Here is a 14,941-nt window from a genome sequence, read left to right as displayed (position 1 = left end):
CTCCCTCTGATTCTTCCGGTGCCGCCCATTTTTGTTCCGGCTCTTCCCCCCGTGGAGTCAACGCGGGCTGCGGCAAAATTTTCGGTTTCTCTTTTGCTATCTGGCTTGGAGGAGGTGGCGGTGGAAGTAGGGCCGGTTGAGGTTGAACAATCGGCTTGGTTTCTCTCTCTTTAACTGCCGATCTTGGAGCTACAGGCGCCAATGCCGGAGTGGCAACTGTTTTGGGCTGGCCCGGTTTGGAAGGGGGTTTTGTCATATCGAGTTTGGGCGGCGGAGTTCCCTTTTGTTTTGATGCTACTCTTTGCGTACTTCTTCCCGCCGTTTTCGGCTCACAAATCAACCAGTCTTCAACCCCAACGGCCCAATATTTTTTTGCATTTCTGGAACAGCAAAAAGCTGTGCTGTGTCTGGCTGAAATGGAAGAGCCATTCGAGGCGCATAAATTGACAGAGGCCGTAACTTCCCCGCCGCCATATCGCCCCTCCGGACTCACTGAAGGTGTCAAGTTTGCGGGCGTATGTGCCGGAAAATCAACCTCCCACCCGCGCCCATTTTTGACATCCCAAACTGCGTCGTCCCACTCTTGTACACAATTATTATCGTGGTTGAATTCGCCGGCCTTGTTAATTTGTCCGGTAATCCAGTCCTTATCAGGTTCATTGCGATTGAAAGGATTTCTGCCGGGACCGCCGCACTGTTTTCCGGACGGATGCTTGACGCAACAGTTATCATGCTTGATGCTACCCGGAACAACCCAACAGCGGCGCATGCCCCCCACTTCTACGGAACATCCTGCCGTGAACCAAAGAGGGTGCGTCTCTTTTTTTTCGCCTTCTTTGAGATCATCAAAACCACCGCACCCTTTGCCCACAGCGCCAAAACAGAGCTCCGGATCACCCAAGGCATTTCTTGTTATTTCCTGAGGCGGCGGTGTTACCTTTGGTTTTTCGGCCACCGGAGGGGGTGAAGGTTTCCACTCCGGTGGCGGTTTGGTTTTAAAAAGAACATAATTTTCCCAAACGGCGGAGCCTTGCGGCGTTGTCACAACAATTTTTGTTGTTCCGTCTATGTTGGGAGTGATAACCCGAATCTGATCTGCAGAAGAGGCATTGATGCTTCCCTTGGTACCATTGAAAGTCACTTCTTTTGCATTCTGCAGATTGATTCCAAAGATGCTAATCTGGTTATTCTTTTCTATTCCACCAGCGGGATAAATCGAAGTGATCCTTGGTTCCGGTGGTTTTTCAACAATCAACTGAAATAAATTATTGTTTCGGGCTTGCTTTTCCCCTCCACAGTCCATAAAAATTTCCCCGTTTTTGGCTTCCTTTGGAACAAAAAGATTCATGGCAACGCCGGAATGATAAAGAAATGTGGCTTGATGAATGCCGCCGATACTCATTCTGCAACGGTCACTTTCCGTCCCCCCCTTGGCATAGACGTTGATGAAGGTTCCCGCTTTTGCTTGCGCGGGTTCTACTTTTGTTAACACAAGTCCCGTATGCACTTGCAGTGTTTGGGAACTGCTGACCGCGGAGCCCATTCCGTGGTTGGGTTCAAGTATGACAGGGCCAGTCTTGGCAGACGTATTTACAATCGTTTTCAATTCTGTCGGAGAAACAACCGTAGCATAACTTCTTGCGCCACCAATATTGACTGTTGAGATTCTCCCGGGGGTAAAACCACTTCCATAGATGGTGATTGTTTCCCCGCCAAAAACACTTGTCGGTTCAAAGCGGGAGAGGGTGAGTGGTGGTAAAACAGGTGCTGGTGCTTTTGGTGGTTCCGGTGGCTTCACCTTCTTGGATTGACAATAATACCTTCCGGAATCCGGCGAGTAAATCGCATCCATATTCGTACCACATTCTGAATATCTTCCAGCCGCCTCCACTTGACTCACCAAAACAATCCCCAAAAGCGAAAGAAACAAAACAGAAGTCCATTTCATACAATCCTCCAAATTTTACTCCACACAGCCGGGCTGGGAATATTTCGGAATATTCGGATTGCAGGGCTGTCCGGTTGAGGGGGGTGGGGCTGTTTCTTCAGGCATCTCCCTTTGCGGTGGTTTATAAGTCATCTCCTCCTGAGGTGGCGGAGTCGGTGCGGAAGTCTGCTCTACGCGGTATTCTTCTTGTTGAGGCGCTGGTTCATATTGTTGTTGTTCCCATTGCTGTTCCGGTTGTTGCGACGGGGGAGGAGGTGTGTTCCATATAGGTTCCTGTCTCGGTCTCGCGGCCATTGGTACCGGTTCTGATCTCTGTTGTTCCACAATTCTTTGTTGAGGCTGAACGGCTTGTCGATATTGCTCTGGCAAAGCGGAAAGTTGGGGTGGGGGCAGTGTGATTTGTGGTTGCATGGCGACCGGTTGTGAAATTTGATTGCTTGCCTGTTGTTCAAACTCTTTTATTTGCTGTTCCAATTTCTGAGCCTGCAACATCTGTTGTGGGGAAAGTTCGGGCCATTTTTGTGCCACCGGTTGTTGCGAGAGTGTTTTTTGGGGTTTTGAGAGTTTCTGACCGGTTGCTTGTGGTGGTGCAGGAATTTTCTTTGCCGGTACCTTGGCATTCTTCAAAATTTTCTCTAGTTCGGCAAAAGCCTTTTGGGCTTTTTTGAGAGATTGTGCCGGTTTTTTTGCCACTGTTTCTTGCGAACAGATTATTATTTCTCCCTGTTTTTTGGCCTTGCCGGAGCAACAAAAACCGGAATCATAGCAGGCTAGCAATTTTGTGCCACCCGGGGCGCACAAATTAAGAGTGCTTTGTGATTCCAGCCCTCCGTATTTCTTCATTCTTTTTGATTTGACGAACTTTAAATTGGCGCCCTCTGTTTTGTTAAAAATATGATACCACGCCAATTTTTTATTGATGTCTTGGTAAGCCTCCGCCCACACTTTGGTACAATGTCCGTCATTTTTTGTTTCGGAGGAACACATGGCTCCGTTGGGATACAGGAAACAGCAATTGTCGTGTTCAATGCTACCGGGAGAAATCCAGCAATTGGTCTTTCCTTTTTCCACTTTGGAGCAGGCGACCATATTTAAAGGAGAGGGTTTACCTTTCACCGATCCGGGAATGGCACACTGTTTCCCCACGGCACCAAAACAAAATTGTTTTGAAACCGTTTTTCCATAGGATGTTATTGATAAAAGAAAAACCGCCAGCAGAATGCTCGACAGTCCACAGAATCTTTTGTTTGGGAACATGAAACCCCCCCTTCATTATTAGCTTAGAGTTTATCAATTTCAAAAACAGGGTACAAGTGGGAGTCCAAAAAAAGAACAAAGGTACAATAATAATGTCAGACTTTTGACGATGGGTTGAGCAAGGCAAGGTCAGGGTGAGCTTGACTTTTCTTTAAGAGACGACTAGAAGTCCGCGAAACTAAACCAGTAAATTTTATGGCTGAAAAACACCTCATGAGCGAAGTCGACATGGATGCCGTGATCAAGTCCATGGCGAAGCAAATCATCGACGATGGTTTGGGAGAGGTGGCGTTGGCGGGAATTCGCACCCGCGGGGTTCCACTGGCCGACTGGCTTGCCAAACATATTACCGCCTTGTCGAAAAAACTAATCAAAGTGGGCGCCATTGACATCAATTTATACCGCGACGATCTTTCGGAAGTGGGTTCGCAACCCATTGTTCACCGGACAGAAATTCCGTTCAAAATTGACGGAACTGGAATTATTTTGGTCGACGATGTGCTTTACACGGGCCGCACCATTCGTTCCGCGCTGGATGCATTGATCGATTTTGGTCGCCCCAAATTTATCAAACTCGCCGTGCTCGTTGACAGAGGTTGGAGAGAACTTCCCATTCAGGCCGATTACGTTGGCAAAACAGTCAAAACAAAAGCGGATGAAGTAATCAAAGTGATGTTCCAATCGACCGACGGAAAAAATGAAGTGATATTAAAGGAGCAATTTTCAGCCAGACACAAGCATCCATGAGCCTTTCCGTGCGACATCTTCTAAGCGTTAAAGACCTCACCAAAAAAGATGTCGATTTGATTTTAAAAACGGCAGAAAATCTTCAGGAAATTTCAAAACGTCCCGTTAAAAAAGTTCCGGCACTGCGCGGCAAAACAATTCCACTTTGTTTTTTTGAACCTTCCACGCGCACGCGCGCCTCGTTTGAAATTGCGGCCAAGCGCCTGAGTGCTGATCCAATCCAGATTTCCTCTTTTGGAAATTCTTTGAGCAAGGGAGAAAGCCTTCTGGATACGGTGAAAAATCTGGAGGCAATGGATCCCGACGTTTTGGTGATTCGCCATCCGCATTCTGGGATGCCCCATTTGATGGCGAAAGAAGTTTCCTGTCCCGTAATCAACGCGGGGGATGGAATCAATGAACATCCAACGCAAGCTCTTCTTGATTTGATGACGATTCTTCAGGTGAAGAAAAAAATTCAGGGGCTCCATGTTGCCATCATCGGTGACATTTTAAATTCGCGTGTCGCCCGTTCTAATATTATCTTGTTAACAAAAATGGGGGCGAAGGTTCATGTGGCGGGACCCGCTTCGATGATTCCCGCCGGTGTGGAACAATACGGCGTTCAGGTTGTCAACGATATTCGGGAGGTCATTCCCAAAGCCGATGTGATTATGATGTTGCGCATTCAAAGAGAAAGAGAATCCGCCTCTCTTTTTCCATCGCTCCGAGAATATGCCCGTTTTTTCGGGCTCAACAAAAACAATATGAAAGAAGCAAAAAAAGATGTGGTCATCATGCATCCGGGTCCGGTTAATCGCGGTGTGGAAATCGCGCCGGAAGTAGCCGATGGTCCTCACTCGATTATTCTGGATCAGGTGACAAACGGCGTTGCGGTGCGCATGGCGTTGTTATATTTAATGTGCGGAGAGGGGGAAAGGAAAATTAAATATTAAAAATAAAAAATCAAAAATAAAAAACACATATGAAAAATCAAAAAATGGGAATAAAACTTTTTTACCTTTGGTATGTGTTTTTAATTTTTGATATTTAATTTTTAATTTCTAATATGAAACTTGTCATCATCAACGGTCGTGTGATCGATCCTTCCCAGAATCTCGACGGGAATTGCACCGTGTTTGTTGAGAACGGTGTAATTCGTGACGTTGCGAAAGCAAAACGCTCCACAAATGGTTATGAAATTATTGATGCCAAGGGGGCTATTGTTTCTCCGGGCTTTATTGATGTGCATACGCATTTGAGAGAACCCGGTTTCGAATATCGCGAAGATATTGCCTCCGGTAGCAAAGCCGCGGTGGCCGGCGGTTTCACCACCATCTTCTGTATGGCCAACACCAATCCCGTAAATGACAACGCATCGGTAACGCAAATGATTGTGAAAAAAGCCGAAGAGGTGGGGTTGTTGAATATTTTTCCGGTAGGTGCTGTTTCAAAAGGTTTGAAGGGAGTAGAGCTGGCCGAAATAGGCGAGATGGTGAAGTCCGGTTGTGTGGCAATTTCCGATGACGGCAAACCTGTGATGTCCGGACGGCTAATGCGCCATGCGCTTGAATATGCAAAGACATTCAAAATTCCGGTTGTGGTGCACGAAGAAGATTTAAGTCTCGCCGAGGGTGGGTGCATGAATGAAGGCAGAATTTCTACAGAGCTGGGTTTGAAAGGATCTCCCGCCGCGGCTGAAGAAACAATGATCCAGCGCGATATTCTTTTGTCCAAGTTGGTTGGTCACCATGTTCATTTTCAACACGTCACAACGGCAACGGGAATTGACATGATTCGTCAGGCCAAAAAACAGGGAATTCCCGTCACCTGTGAAGTAACGCCGCATCATTTGGTGCTTAACGATGAAGCGTGCCGTGGTTACAACACAAACGCCAAAGTCAATCCGCCTTTGCGTACAACCAAAGATTGCCAAGCGTTGATCAAAGCCCTCAATGATGGAACGGTCGATTGTTTGGCCACCGATCATGCGCCTCACGCGCACGATGAAAAAAATGTCGGCATGGATGAAGCCAATGCGGGTCTGCTTGGGATGGAAACGGCGCTCCCAGTTTTGCTGAAATTGGTACACAACAAACAGGTTTCTTTGAAACGTCTGATTTATCTTTTAACAGTGGGGCCCGCGAAAATTTTCAAATTAAAAACAGGGAGTTTGAAAAAAGGTTGGCCCGCGGACATGACCATTTTCGATCCCAATCTTTCGAATACAATCGACGCCGAAAAATTTTACTCGAAGAGTCGCAATACACCGTTCCACGGGTGGAAGCTGAAGGGTAAAGTATTGCACACAATTTGCGGGGGCAAAGTTGTTTATGCTTGAATTTGATTTTTCAAAATCGGGATTGAAACCGGAAGATTTTTCCGGTGCGAAAGATCTTGAAAAAAACGCGCTTAAAAAAATTTCTGAAGAGCGGCAATCCAAAAAAATCGGATGGTGGGGGTTGCCGTGGGATAAAAAAGGAATTCAGCAAATAAAAAAAACGGCCGCTTCTTTTTCCGGCGATTTTGACACACTGGTTGTCTTAGGGATTGGAGGTTCTTCGCAAGGTCTCAAAACCCTTTATCAAGCGTTGGGCGCGCAACTTTCCAAAAAACTTTTCGTGATCGAGAGTCCGGATCCGCGCAGTGTTGCGAAGCTTGCTGAATCAATCAATCCGGCCACAACACTTTTTAATGTCATCAGCAAATCGGGAAACACCGTGGAGACGTTGGCACTCTTCGATTTTTTTCGCCCGCATGTGCAACCGGAACAATGGGTGGTAACCTGCGAGGAGGGAAAAAATCCGCTCTATGCGTGGGCTAAGGAAAATAATGCGGCTCATTTGCCCGTGCCCGAAAATGTCGGCGGACGTTTCTCTGTTTTTTCAGCCGTGGGTCTCTTCCCAATTTTCTTTTTGGGAATTGATGGTGATGCGCTTTTGGATGGAGCGCGGAAAGTGGAGGAGGAGGATGGAGCCTTCAAAAATGGACTCATCCATTATTTGTTGGACCGCAATTACGACAAAAAAATTTCTGTGATGATGCCCTATGCCGATTGTCTTGAAAATTTTGGTGGCTGGTACGCGCAGTTGTGGGCCGAGAGTCTCGGAAAAGACGGGAAGGGACAGACACCGGTTGTTGTTGTGGGACCTCAGGGACAGCATTCCGTGGCGCAACTTTTTTTGGAGGGTCCTCAGGACAAAGTGGTGACTCTAATAAATGTGGCGAGCGATGCATCCAGTCCGCTTGGTGAATTATTGCAGAGGGAATGCCGAGCAACGCGTGACGCCCTTGCCGATAGCGGATGTCCCGTGGTGACTTTAACTCTTCCAGAAATATCCCCGTTTTATATGGGGAAATTGATGATGTTCTATCAAACCCAAACCGCCTTCACAGGCCATTTGATGAATATCAACCCCTACGACCAACCCGCCGTCGAACAAATCAAGCGCCGTATCCCCAAGCCCAAAAAAATTAGATGGGATGAAAGCGGTCGCTCTCACTTACCGTGGTCAAGGTATTGATACGATGCCACAAGATTTTTAAGCAACTTTTTTTGTGAGATGCCGATAATGGTAGTAAGGAGATATTTATGGTTATGAACGTTGAGGCTATTTTTTCAGCTCCTTCTGCGCAGTGAGGGGCTGACATCTTTCTTGGGATGGGGTTGACCGCGGAGACTGTTGATACAGTCAGTGCTAATTTTTTGGCGCTTTCTGCTTTTTCTCCTTCAGATGAAGCCGTCCCGTTTCTCCAAATTCTTCAAAATGGAAAATTGGGTATCATGTCTTCTGAACAAAGACAGTCCCTTACCCAACAAGTTGCCCAATTTATCGCGCGCATACCTCCCGAAGTTTGGACCAAATATCAATTGGCAAGAGGATCTCTTTCGTTAGGCCGGTTTCAATCACAAAGACGTTTCGCTGATGTCGCCAATCTAACCGGTATTTTTGCGCCTCGCCCCGCACTTCGCCCCGTCCAACGCCTCACCTCCGACGGACGTGTTGCTGTGGTTATGGAAACCTCCGGCTCAGCATGGAGATCAATCTTTGGAGGATCTAAAGCCAAAAAAGAAGCTCAGCGAAGAAAAACAGAGGAAGCAATACAACACTTCGCCGCAGAACGAAAAGCAGAGGAAGAGGCTAAACGACTGTATTTTGAAGCGGCTCGACCAATTGCCGTTTTCTTAAGTGCAAATTTTCGACCAACATTCAGAAATAGCCGAAACCACGGCGAGCATGATCTATATTATGATAAGGTATGTATAGCGAACAAAACCCAGCTTTCCATTAAAGTTACAACAAATGACTTGCTTGGAATTACCGGCGTTGAGATTACTGAACGAAGAGACATGGACAACGTAGATTTTCAACCGCTTGAAAGAGCATCCGGGGTTCCCACACCTGCTGTGCTTACTGAAGTAATGAATGCCCTTCAGGCAAGTGCCGGTACAGTTGGGCATAAATTAGAAATGGCATTTTTACCAAGCACCTCGTTAGAATTCGGAAAATTGTTTGGAGAGGACAATGCCCTAAAAGCTACGGTTTACGTTGGAATCGGCCTATATAAAGGTGGGACAGTTAGCGCTATTGTTATCACAAAATCTGATTTTGGAATGGAGCGTGTTTATCTTCATAGTACAAACCCAGAGGTACAACGCGAATTTGCGCGACACGCAAATGACAGCGCTTTCCCGTTACATGTATTAGGAACGCTTGATTCTGACATGGAAGGAACGAAGGCCGTAGCAAATCAAGATGATATCAGCACAGAAACTGGAGATGGAATAGATCGCTATCTTGGGAGGGGAAAACCATCTCGCGTGCGTATCATTGCCAGAGATGGGGAAACCGTCGATGAATCAAAAATGCCGCCAGAAAAAGAAAGAACGCCAAGTCCTCGGCTAGAACTTGTTGTTAGAAATGGCAGGCTGGTAGATGATGAAATTGGAAAAGCTATTAAAAAAAACATGCTCAATTTTTTAATTGGCAAAGAAGATCTAGCCCTTGCCATTGTTATTTCCCTTTTAGCACCCGGAATGAGTGGTGATGTAACTGCCAGAACCAGTCGACTAAACTCAGATGCAATTCTTACAGTGGAAACTCCGCAGTAGATAAATAGCCAGCGGCTCCGACATTGTCTGTCAAGCCGACTTCAGCACCAAACCAACCCTTGTTTGCCGCTGACAGGTTACCATATGAGAGTGGTGGGAAATGGTTTAGTGTGAGTTGATGATTCATCAGACGGAGGATGATTCATCAGACGGAGTATCATTGGTGAGCATGGAGGGCGAAGGGATTTTAGGACGCCTAACTCCAACTGGTGGAGGCAAATAGTTATCAACTGATGTCTGATTTTACCCCAACCAAACTGATTTGCGTTTTTTTATTTCTGTGTCGGTAGCGGCATCTGTTTCTTTTAATGCTACTTCTTTTCCATTTCTTCATAAATAGTTCTTCTCAAACCCAGTGTTAAAATTTTGAGAACTTTTTTTGTTTCATCGACAGTATAGATAATCCGGTAATTTTTTACGCGTAAAGAAAAAAGACCAAAGAGTTCCCTCTGTAACCTTTTGCCCTCCCATGGATTTTCTGCGATTATTTCAACGGCCGCGCGTATTTCTTTTTTGATTGCAGGGTGGAGATGCCGGATGCGGGATCTGGCCTCCGGTGTGTAAATGAGAGTAAATGGTTTCAATCCTCGAAAACCTCTTTGTGGAGATATTTTTTGCCTTTTTCAATTTGTTTGAGAGCCCGGTTAAGAGACCGGAGCAGGGGCTGATCATGCAAAATTTCAAGAGTTTCCAGTAAACCCTCATACTCCTCGGGGCTCATTAAAATTCCTGCCGCCCGGCCATCTTTGGTGATGGCGACAATTCCCCCCTTATTTTGAAGAGTTTTCAGAAGACTCATCAGCTCCCGTTTGACCTGCGTGACAGGAAGAATTTTATCAGAACGAATCATATATTTTTTAAAAGACCCTTTAAAGATACATTTAAAAGTACAAACTTGTCAAACAACTTTTTTATGAGTTTAAAAAATAACCCATTTACCCCAACCAAACTGATTTGCGTTTTTTTATTTCTGTGTCGACCATTTTTTGGATGGTGGTGCGGACTTTTTCGGCAAGTTTGTGGATGAGCAATCCATCTTCAGCCTGATGCGGCTTGTAGCGGTTGAAGGAAATGGGTTTGCCCACGGTGATTTTCCATTTTGTGGGAAGCGGAATCAGACCCAAAGGTCCCAGCCACGGAAAAGTGGGTGTTACCGGAAGATAGGGGACTCCCATCGCCTTCGCGAGAATGCTGGATTTCCAGATAATCGGGTGAATCTCTTCGGCGCCGATAATCGCGACCGGCACGATCGGTGTTTTATTTTGAATGGCCAGTTTGATAAAGCCGCCGCGACCGAAACGTTTGAGTTGATAACGTTCTTCGTAAAGTTTTCCCAAACCTTTTACGCCTTCCGGAAAAACCAGTACGAGTTCATTTTTTTTGAGGAGCCACGCGGCATTTTCAGGACAGGCGCGCACCGCTCCCAATCGGTGCATCGTGGTTCCTAAAAATGGGAAATGGTAAACAAAATCTTCGATCAAAAATCGGAGCCGCCGGTTGGCCGGGTGTTCGTTGAGACAGGCGACCGTTAACATGGCGCCATCGTAGGGGAGCATGCCGGAATGGTTGGCAACCAAAAGAGCACGCCCCTTTGAAGGAATATTTTCGATGCCCTTCACGGAAACGCGCCAGTAATCATAATAGAGAAACTGGCAAAGCGGGCGCAGGGCTTCCACTACGGCGGGGTCCATTCCAAATTCATCAACTTCACTGTCCAGATTGCCGCGAAAAAATTGAGATTTCACGAGTTTGAAAAAAGCGGCCTGAAAAAGCTCTGGTTGAAACCAGTCGTTGAGGAGTTTGAGAATATCCTGTGAGACTTCTTTCAAGTCTTCCCATGAAATTCCTGAATCTTTGGCAACATTTTTTAGATAACTTTGGAAAGTTAACTTTAACAGATCAAAAGGAATGCTCTTTGCATTGACAATGGTTGATTCCAAATTTTCCAGAAGAGGAGGAAGCGTTTTGGAAAGTTGCTCAATGAAGGCCGTGGTCTTTTCACCCCCAAGCCCCAGAAGTTTTTCCAAATCGCCAGCCAGTTTTTGAAAACTGCCGGCATTGGCTTTAGTTCGTTTCTTCAATTTCCTCCAAACGCTTTGAAAATTCTTCCTTGTTCAATTCGCGCCCCACAAAACCGAGCAGGGCTTCCTGCGATGTATAAACCGGTTGAAATCTAAGCCGTGACCACATTTTGGTGCCGTCGGCAATGCACAGATATTTCAAAAAGTTAATGTGCGTGCCCGGCACAGACCCGATGTTGAGATACCATAAGGTTTCCGCCAGTGGGTAGAGTAAAAAAGTGGGAATTGGCACCGGAATTTTTCCGGTAATTTGTATGGCCCGAGAAAGAGGCAAAACCCCTTTACCCACGATATTAAAAATGCCCGGGTGATCTTCCGTAATTGTTTTGAGCAAAGCCCGAAGGACATCGGCTTCGTGCACAAATTGGAAAAGGGGATCAAAACCCATGACGGTTGGGACGAGAGGATTTTGCAAAAAGTGGGTTTTGAAATTGTTGACGGTGGGGCCCAGAATCGTGGCTTGTCGTAAAAGTGTTACCATTTTTTCCGGATGTTTTTCCGCGAATGTCAGAAACTGGTTTTCCACCTCGACCTTGTCTTTTAAGAAGGGGCTCAACATGCCACCGCGCGCCGGATGGTGCTCCGTTAGAAAATTGGGATTGTCGGGAAAGGCGCCATACACATCGGTTGTGGAGGATAAAATTAATTTGTAAATCTTGGCGTCTGCCGCGGCGGTGAGGAGGCGCATGGTGCCAACCGATTCCAATTCGTGGGCCTCTTCAATGTTGCGCACGGGTTTTGTAAGAAGGGCTGTGTGCACCAGTGTGGTGCATCGTTTTTTCCGAAAAAGTTTTACCAGTTTTTCGTCGCAGGCGCCAAAGGTTAAATCAAGGCAAACCCATTTTGCTTTTTTGAGTTTGAACGGAGGCGGTTTTTTATCGATGGCGATGATGTGTTTAAAACGTTTGTCGTTTTCCAGTGCCTTCAGCAACGTGGAACCCAGAAAGCCCGCCGTTCCGGTGATGGCAATGGCGTGGCTACTGTAGACGCGAGTAACTTCTGCTTTGGATAGCTTGGGCATAGGCATAAATGGTTGTGAGGCATAATAAAGCATCGACCACGAAAGCCACAATATAAAAAAAGTGGGTCGGGTAGAAAACAATCACGGCTAAAAACCCGAACGCGGCAATGGCTTTTGAAACAATAATCACGGGTACCAACAGATGATAGCGAAGCCAGTCACTTTGCGCCTGAAAGGCGGCGTAGGTCATGGCGCCCATCGCGGAAAGAGTGAGAATCCACCAAATTTCAAATTGTGGGTGTCCAAGCGAGTGACTTTGAAAGTTGAAAAAGACGAGTCCGACACTGTCCAGATATTGAAGAAAATAGTTGGGTTGAAAGGCAAAGACAAGACCCACCACCAAAAAAGAAAAAGTCAGAAAACGAAGCCAAAGAATAATATGACGCTCCTGACGTGTAAAATGGGAATTTTTCATAGTTTCATCTCTTTGATTTTTTGCATGACCCCCATTGAACAAAATTTTGGGCCACACATCGAGCAGAAATGGGCGTCTTTAAAACCTTCCGCCGGAAGAGTTGCGTCGTGGTATTCTTTTGCACGCTCTGGATCGAGCGAAAGGCGGAATTGTTCCTTCCAGTTAAAATTAAAACGGGCGCGTGAGAGGGCATCGTCGCGATCGCGCGCATTTTTGCGGTGTCTGGCCAGATCGGCGGCATGGGCCGCAATTTTGTAAGCGATCACCCCTTCACGCACATCGTTTGGATTGGGAAGACCCAAATGCTCTTTGGGTGTGACGTAACAAAGCATCGCCGCACCGGACCAGCCGGCCATTGCCGCGCCGATGGCGGAAGTAATGTGGTCGTAACCCGGAGCAATGTCCGTGACGAGAGGTCCCAAAACATAGAAAGGCGCTTCATGACAAAGTTCCATTTCTTTTTTAACGTTCATGTCGATTTGATCCAGCGGGATGTGACCCGGGCCTTCAATCATCACTTGTACATCCTGTTTCCAAGCTCTTTTAGTGAGCTCGCCCAAAATTTTCAACTCGGCAAACTGTGCTTTGTCGGAAGCGTCGGCAATACACCCCGGGCGCAGTCCATCTCCCAGTGAAAAGGAGATATCATACTTCTGAAAAATCTCGCAGATTTTGTCGAAGTGGGTGTACCACGGATTTTCTTTTTTATGGTGCAACATCCATTGGGCAATGAGCGCTCCGCCACGGCTCACAATGCCGGTGATCCGGTTGCGGGTCATCGGAATAAAATCGGCCAAGAGGCCGGCGTGGATTGTCATGTAGTCAACGCCTTGCCGGGCCTGTTGTTCGATGACATCGATCAAATCATCAACGGTTAGGTCTTCCATTTTTTTAACTTTTTGGATGGCCTGATAAATCGGGACAGTTCCGATGGGAACAGGAGAGGCGTCGATAATGGCTTTCCGAATGTTATCGATGTCGCCGCCTGTGGAAAGATCCATCACAGTGTCGGCGCCGAAGTGAACCGCGGCATGAAGTTTCTCCAATTCGCATTCCGCATTGGAGGTTACAGCCGAGTTGCCGATGTTGGCGTTGATCTTGCATTTGGCGGCAATACCAATCGCTATGGGTTCCAAATTGACGTGGTTGATATTGGCCGGAATAATCATTCGCCCGCGCGCTATTTCATCGCGAATCAACTCCGCCGAAAGATCTTCACGCGCCGCCACATAATTCATTTCTTTGGTGATGATATTCTGCCTTGCATAATGCATCTGAGTTTTACTCTTCGTTTTCATAAATTCTCCTTTCCCAATCTTTCCAAATGGGGTCATAACCGGCCTCTGCAATAGCGGTGGCCACTTCCATTGGTGTTCTTGTGTCTTCCAATTCAAATTGTTTTCCGGTTTCGTTGGGGTGCAAATATCCACCCGGTTCCGTTCTGGAGCCGGCGCTCATGTGCGTGATCCCCAGTTTTAATAACCGGTTGCGCAATTCCGGACGCTCCCGCGTTGAAAGCATCAGACCCACTTCGGGCAATTGAAGCCGCAGGGTACAAATAATTTCAGCCATTTCTTCGTCGGAGACAGGGTGCTTGGCCTGAAATCCGGAGGCGCAAGGTTTGAGGCGCGGAAGGCTCACAGTAAACTGTGTCTGCCAATAATGTTTCATCAAATGATGTGTGTGGGCGATCAATTTTGGAATTTCTTTTTGCCAAGGGCCAAGCCCCAACAAAACGCCGAGGCCTACTCTTCGCATTCCGGATTTGCAGGCGGCTTCCACGCATTCAAGGCGCCGCTCAAAATCTTTTTTGGGTCCGCCAAGATGCACCTGCTTATAAATTTCAGGATCATATGTTTCCTGATAAATCACAACGCCGTCAATGCCAGCCCGACCCAATTGCCGATAACTTTCTTCATCAAAAGGAGCCACTTCGATGCTTAACGAAGCTACCTTGGAACGAAGCGCTCTGGCAATTTCGCAAAGATAAGCGACAGAAATTTTTTTGGGATGTTCGCCGGAGACGAGCAGAAGATGTTGAAAACCTTGATCGATTAAAACCTGAACTTCTTGCAACGCCTCTTCCGTAGAGAGTGTCTGGCGCTCAATTTTGTTCTGCAGGGAAAATCCGCAATAGATGCAGGTGTCGATACATTCATTAGAAAGATAAAGCGGAGCATAGAGTTGGATGGTGTGTCCAAACCGTTGGATTGTTAGACGATGGGCTTGTTCTGCCAAATTCATCGAAGCATTCCCTCCAACGGACTCGATGCCTCCGCCCATGTTTTTGAAGTGGCTCGTCCCGCTAGCCACGCTAGTCTTCCGGCTTCAACTCCTTTTCTGAAAGCCTCCGCCATTTGCACGGGATTTTCTGCGGTGG

Annotated in this window: 15 protein-coding genes; 5 read left to right on the top strand and 10 right to left on the bottom strand. The window is 46.8% G+C overall.

Annotated features, from left to right (window positions below; translation table 11 throughout):
- Both HY877_05540 and HY877_05535 read right to left on the bottom strand, forming a co-directional pair.
- The coding region (locus HY877_05540) for an IPT/TIG domain-containing protein (protein MBI5299738.1) at window positions 1-1,948 on the bottom strand (1,948 nt) is incomplete at its 3' end.
- Window positions 1,949-1,963: 15 nt separating this feature from the next.
- Window positions 1,964-3,205 (bottom strand): hypothetical protein, encoded by a 1,242-nt coding sequence (locus HY877_05535; protein MBI5299737.1) that lies wholly within the window; start codon window positions 3,203-3,205, stop codon window positions 1,964-1,966.
- Between the two features lie 195 nt (window positions 3,206-3,400).
- Here HY877_05535 and pyrR point away from each other — a divergent pair, with 195 nt between their 5' ends.
- The 5 genes from pyrR to HY877_05510 all read left to right on the top strand — a co-directional run bounded on the left by pyrR (window position 3,401) and on the right by HY877_05510 (window position 9,044).
- Window positions 3,401-3,952, top strand: a complete 552-nt coding sequence (gene pyrR, locus HY877_05530) for a bifunctional pyr operon transcriptional regulator/uracil phosphoribosyltransferase PyrR (protein MBI5299736.1) — start codon at window positions 3,401-3,403, stop codon at window positions 3,950-3,952.
- A complete protein-coding gene (locus HY877_05525) occupies window positions 3,949-4,887 on the top strand; it encodes an aspartate carbamoyltransferase catalytic subunit (protein MBI5299735.1) in 939 nt (312 codons plus the stop codon). The genes pyrR and HY877_05525 overlap by 4 nt, the downstream gene beginning before the upstream one ends.
- Window positions 4,888-5,000: 113 nt before the next feature.
- Window positions 5,001-6,272, top strand: a complete 1,272-nt coding sequence (locus HY877_05520) for a dihydroorotase (protein MBI5299734.1) — start codon at window positions 5,001-5,003, stop codon at window positions 6,270-6,272.
- Complete coding sequence (locus HY877_05515) at window positions 6,265-7,455, top strand: hypothetical protein (protein ID MBI5299733.1); 1,191 nt, start codon at window positions 6,265-6,267, stop codon at window positions 7,453-7,455. The genes HY877_05520 and HY877_05515 overlap by 8 nt, the downstream gene beginning before the upstream one ends.
- A 137-nt stretch (window positions 7,456-7,592) precedes the next feature.
- A complete protein-coding gene (locus HY877_05510; protein MBI5299732.1) occupies window positions 7,593-9,044 on the top strand; it encodes a hypothetical protein in 1,452 nt (483 codons plus the stop codon).
- Between the two features lie 311 nt (window positions 9,045-9,355).
- Here the strand turns inward: HY877_05510 and HY877_05505 are convergent, their stop codons facing one another.
- The 8 genes from HY877_05505 to HY877_05470 form a co-directional block, all read right to left on the bottom strand.
- Window positions 9,356-9,628 (bottom strand): type II toxin-antitoxin system RelE/ParE family toxin, encoded by a 273-nt coding sequence (locus HY877_05505; protein MBI5299731.1) that lies wholly within the window; start codon window positions 9,626-9,628, stop codon window positions 9,356-9,358.
- A complete protein-coding gene (locus tag HY877_05500; GenBank protein MBI5299730.1) occupies window positions 9,625-9,894 on the bottom strand; it encodes a type II toxin-antitoxin system Phd/YefM family antitoxin in 270 nt (89 codons plus the stop codon). The genes HY877_05505 and HY877_05500 overlap by 4 nt, the downstream gene beginning before the upstream one ends.
- Window positions 9,895-9,979: 85 nt before the next feature.
- On the bottom strand, window positions 9,980-11,125 hold the full coding sequence (locus HY877_05495; protein MBI5299729.1) for an acyltransferase family protein: 1,146 nt from the start codon (window positions 11,123-11,125) through the stop codon (window positions 9,980-9,982).
- Complete coding sequence (locus HY877_05490) at window positions 11,109-12,146, bottom strand: NAD-dependent epimerase/dehydratase family protein (protein ID MBI5299728.1); 1,038 nt, start codon at window positions 12,144-12,146, stop codon at window positions 11,109-11,111. Before HY877_05490 ends, HY877_05495 begins: the two co-directional genes overlap by 17 nt.
- Entirely contained in the window at window positions 12,103-12,561 is a 459-nt protein-coding gene (locus HY877_05485) for a hypothetical protein (protein MBI5299727.1), read from the bottom strand. Before HY877_05485 ends, HY877_05490 begins: the two co-directional genes overlap by 44 nt.
- Window positions 12,558-13,895 (bottom strand): phosphomethylpyrimidine synthase ThiC, encoded by a 1,338-nt coding sequence (gene thiC, locus HY877_05480; protein ID MBI5299726.1) that lies wholly within the window; start codon window positions 13,893-13,895, stop codon window positions 12,558-12,560. The genes HY877_05485 and thiC overlap by 4 nt, the downstream gene beginning before the upstream one ends.
- Complete coding sequence (gene thiH / locus HY877_05475; protein MBI5299725.1) at window positions 13,843-14,805, bottom strand: 2-iminoacetate synthase ThiH; 963 nt, start codon at window positions 14,803-14,805, stop codon at window positions 13,843-13,845. The genes thiC and thiH overlap by 53 nt, the downstream gene beginning before the upstream one ends.
- On the bottom strand, window positions 14,802-14,941 hold a 140-nt coding region (locus tag HY877_05470; protein MBI5299724.1), incomplete at its 5' end, for a thiazole synthase. The genes thiH and HY877_05470, both read right to left, overlap by 4 nt.

The organism is Deltaproteobacteria bacterium (genome assembly GCA_016213065.1).
Lineage (GTDB): Bacteria > UBA10199 > UBA10199 > SPLOWO2-01-44-7 > SPLOWO2-01-44-7 > JACRBV01.
Note: the sequence above shows the minus strand (reverse complement) of the source record. Positions and strands in the feature narration are given on the sequence as shown.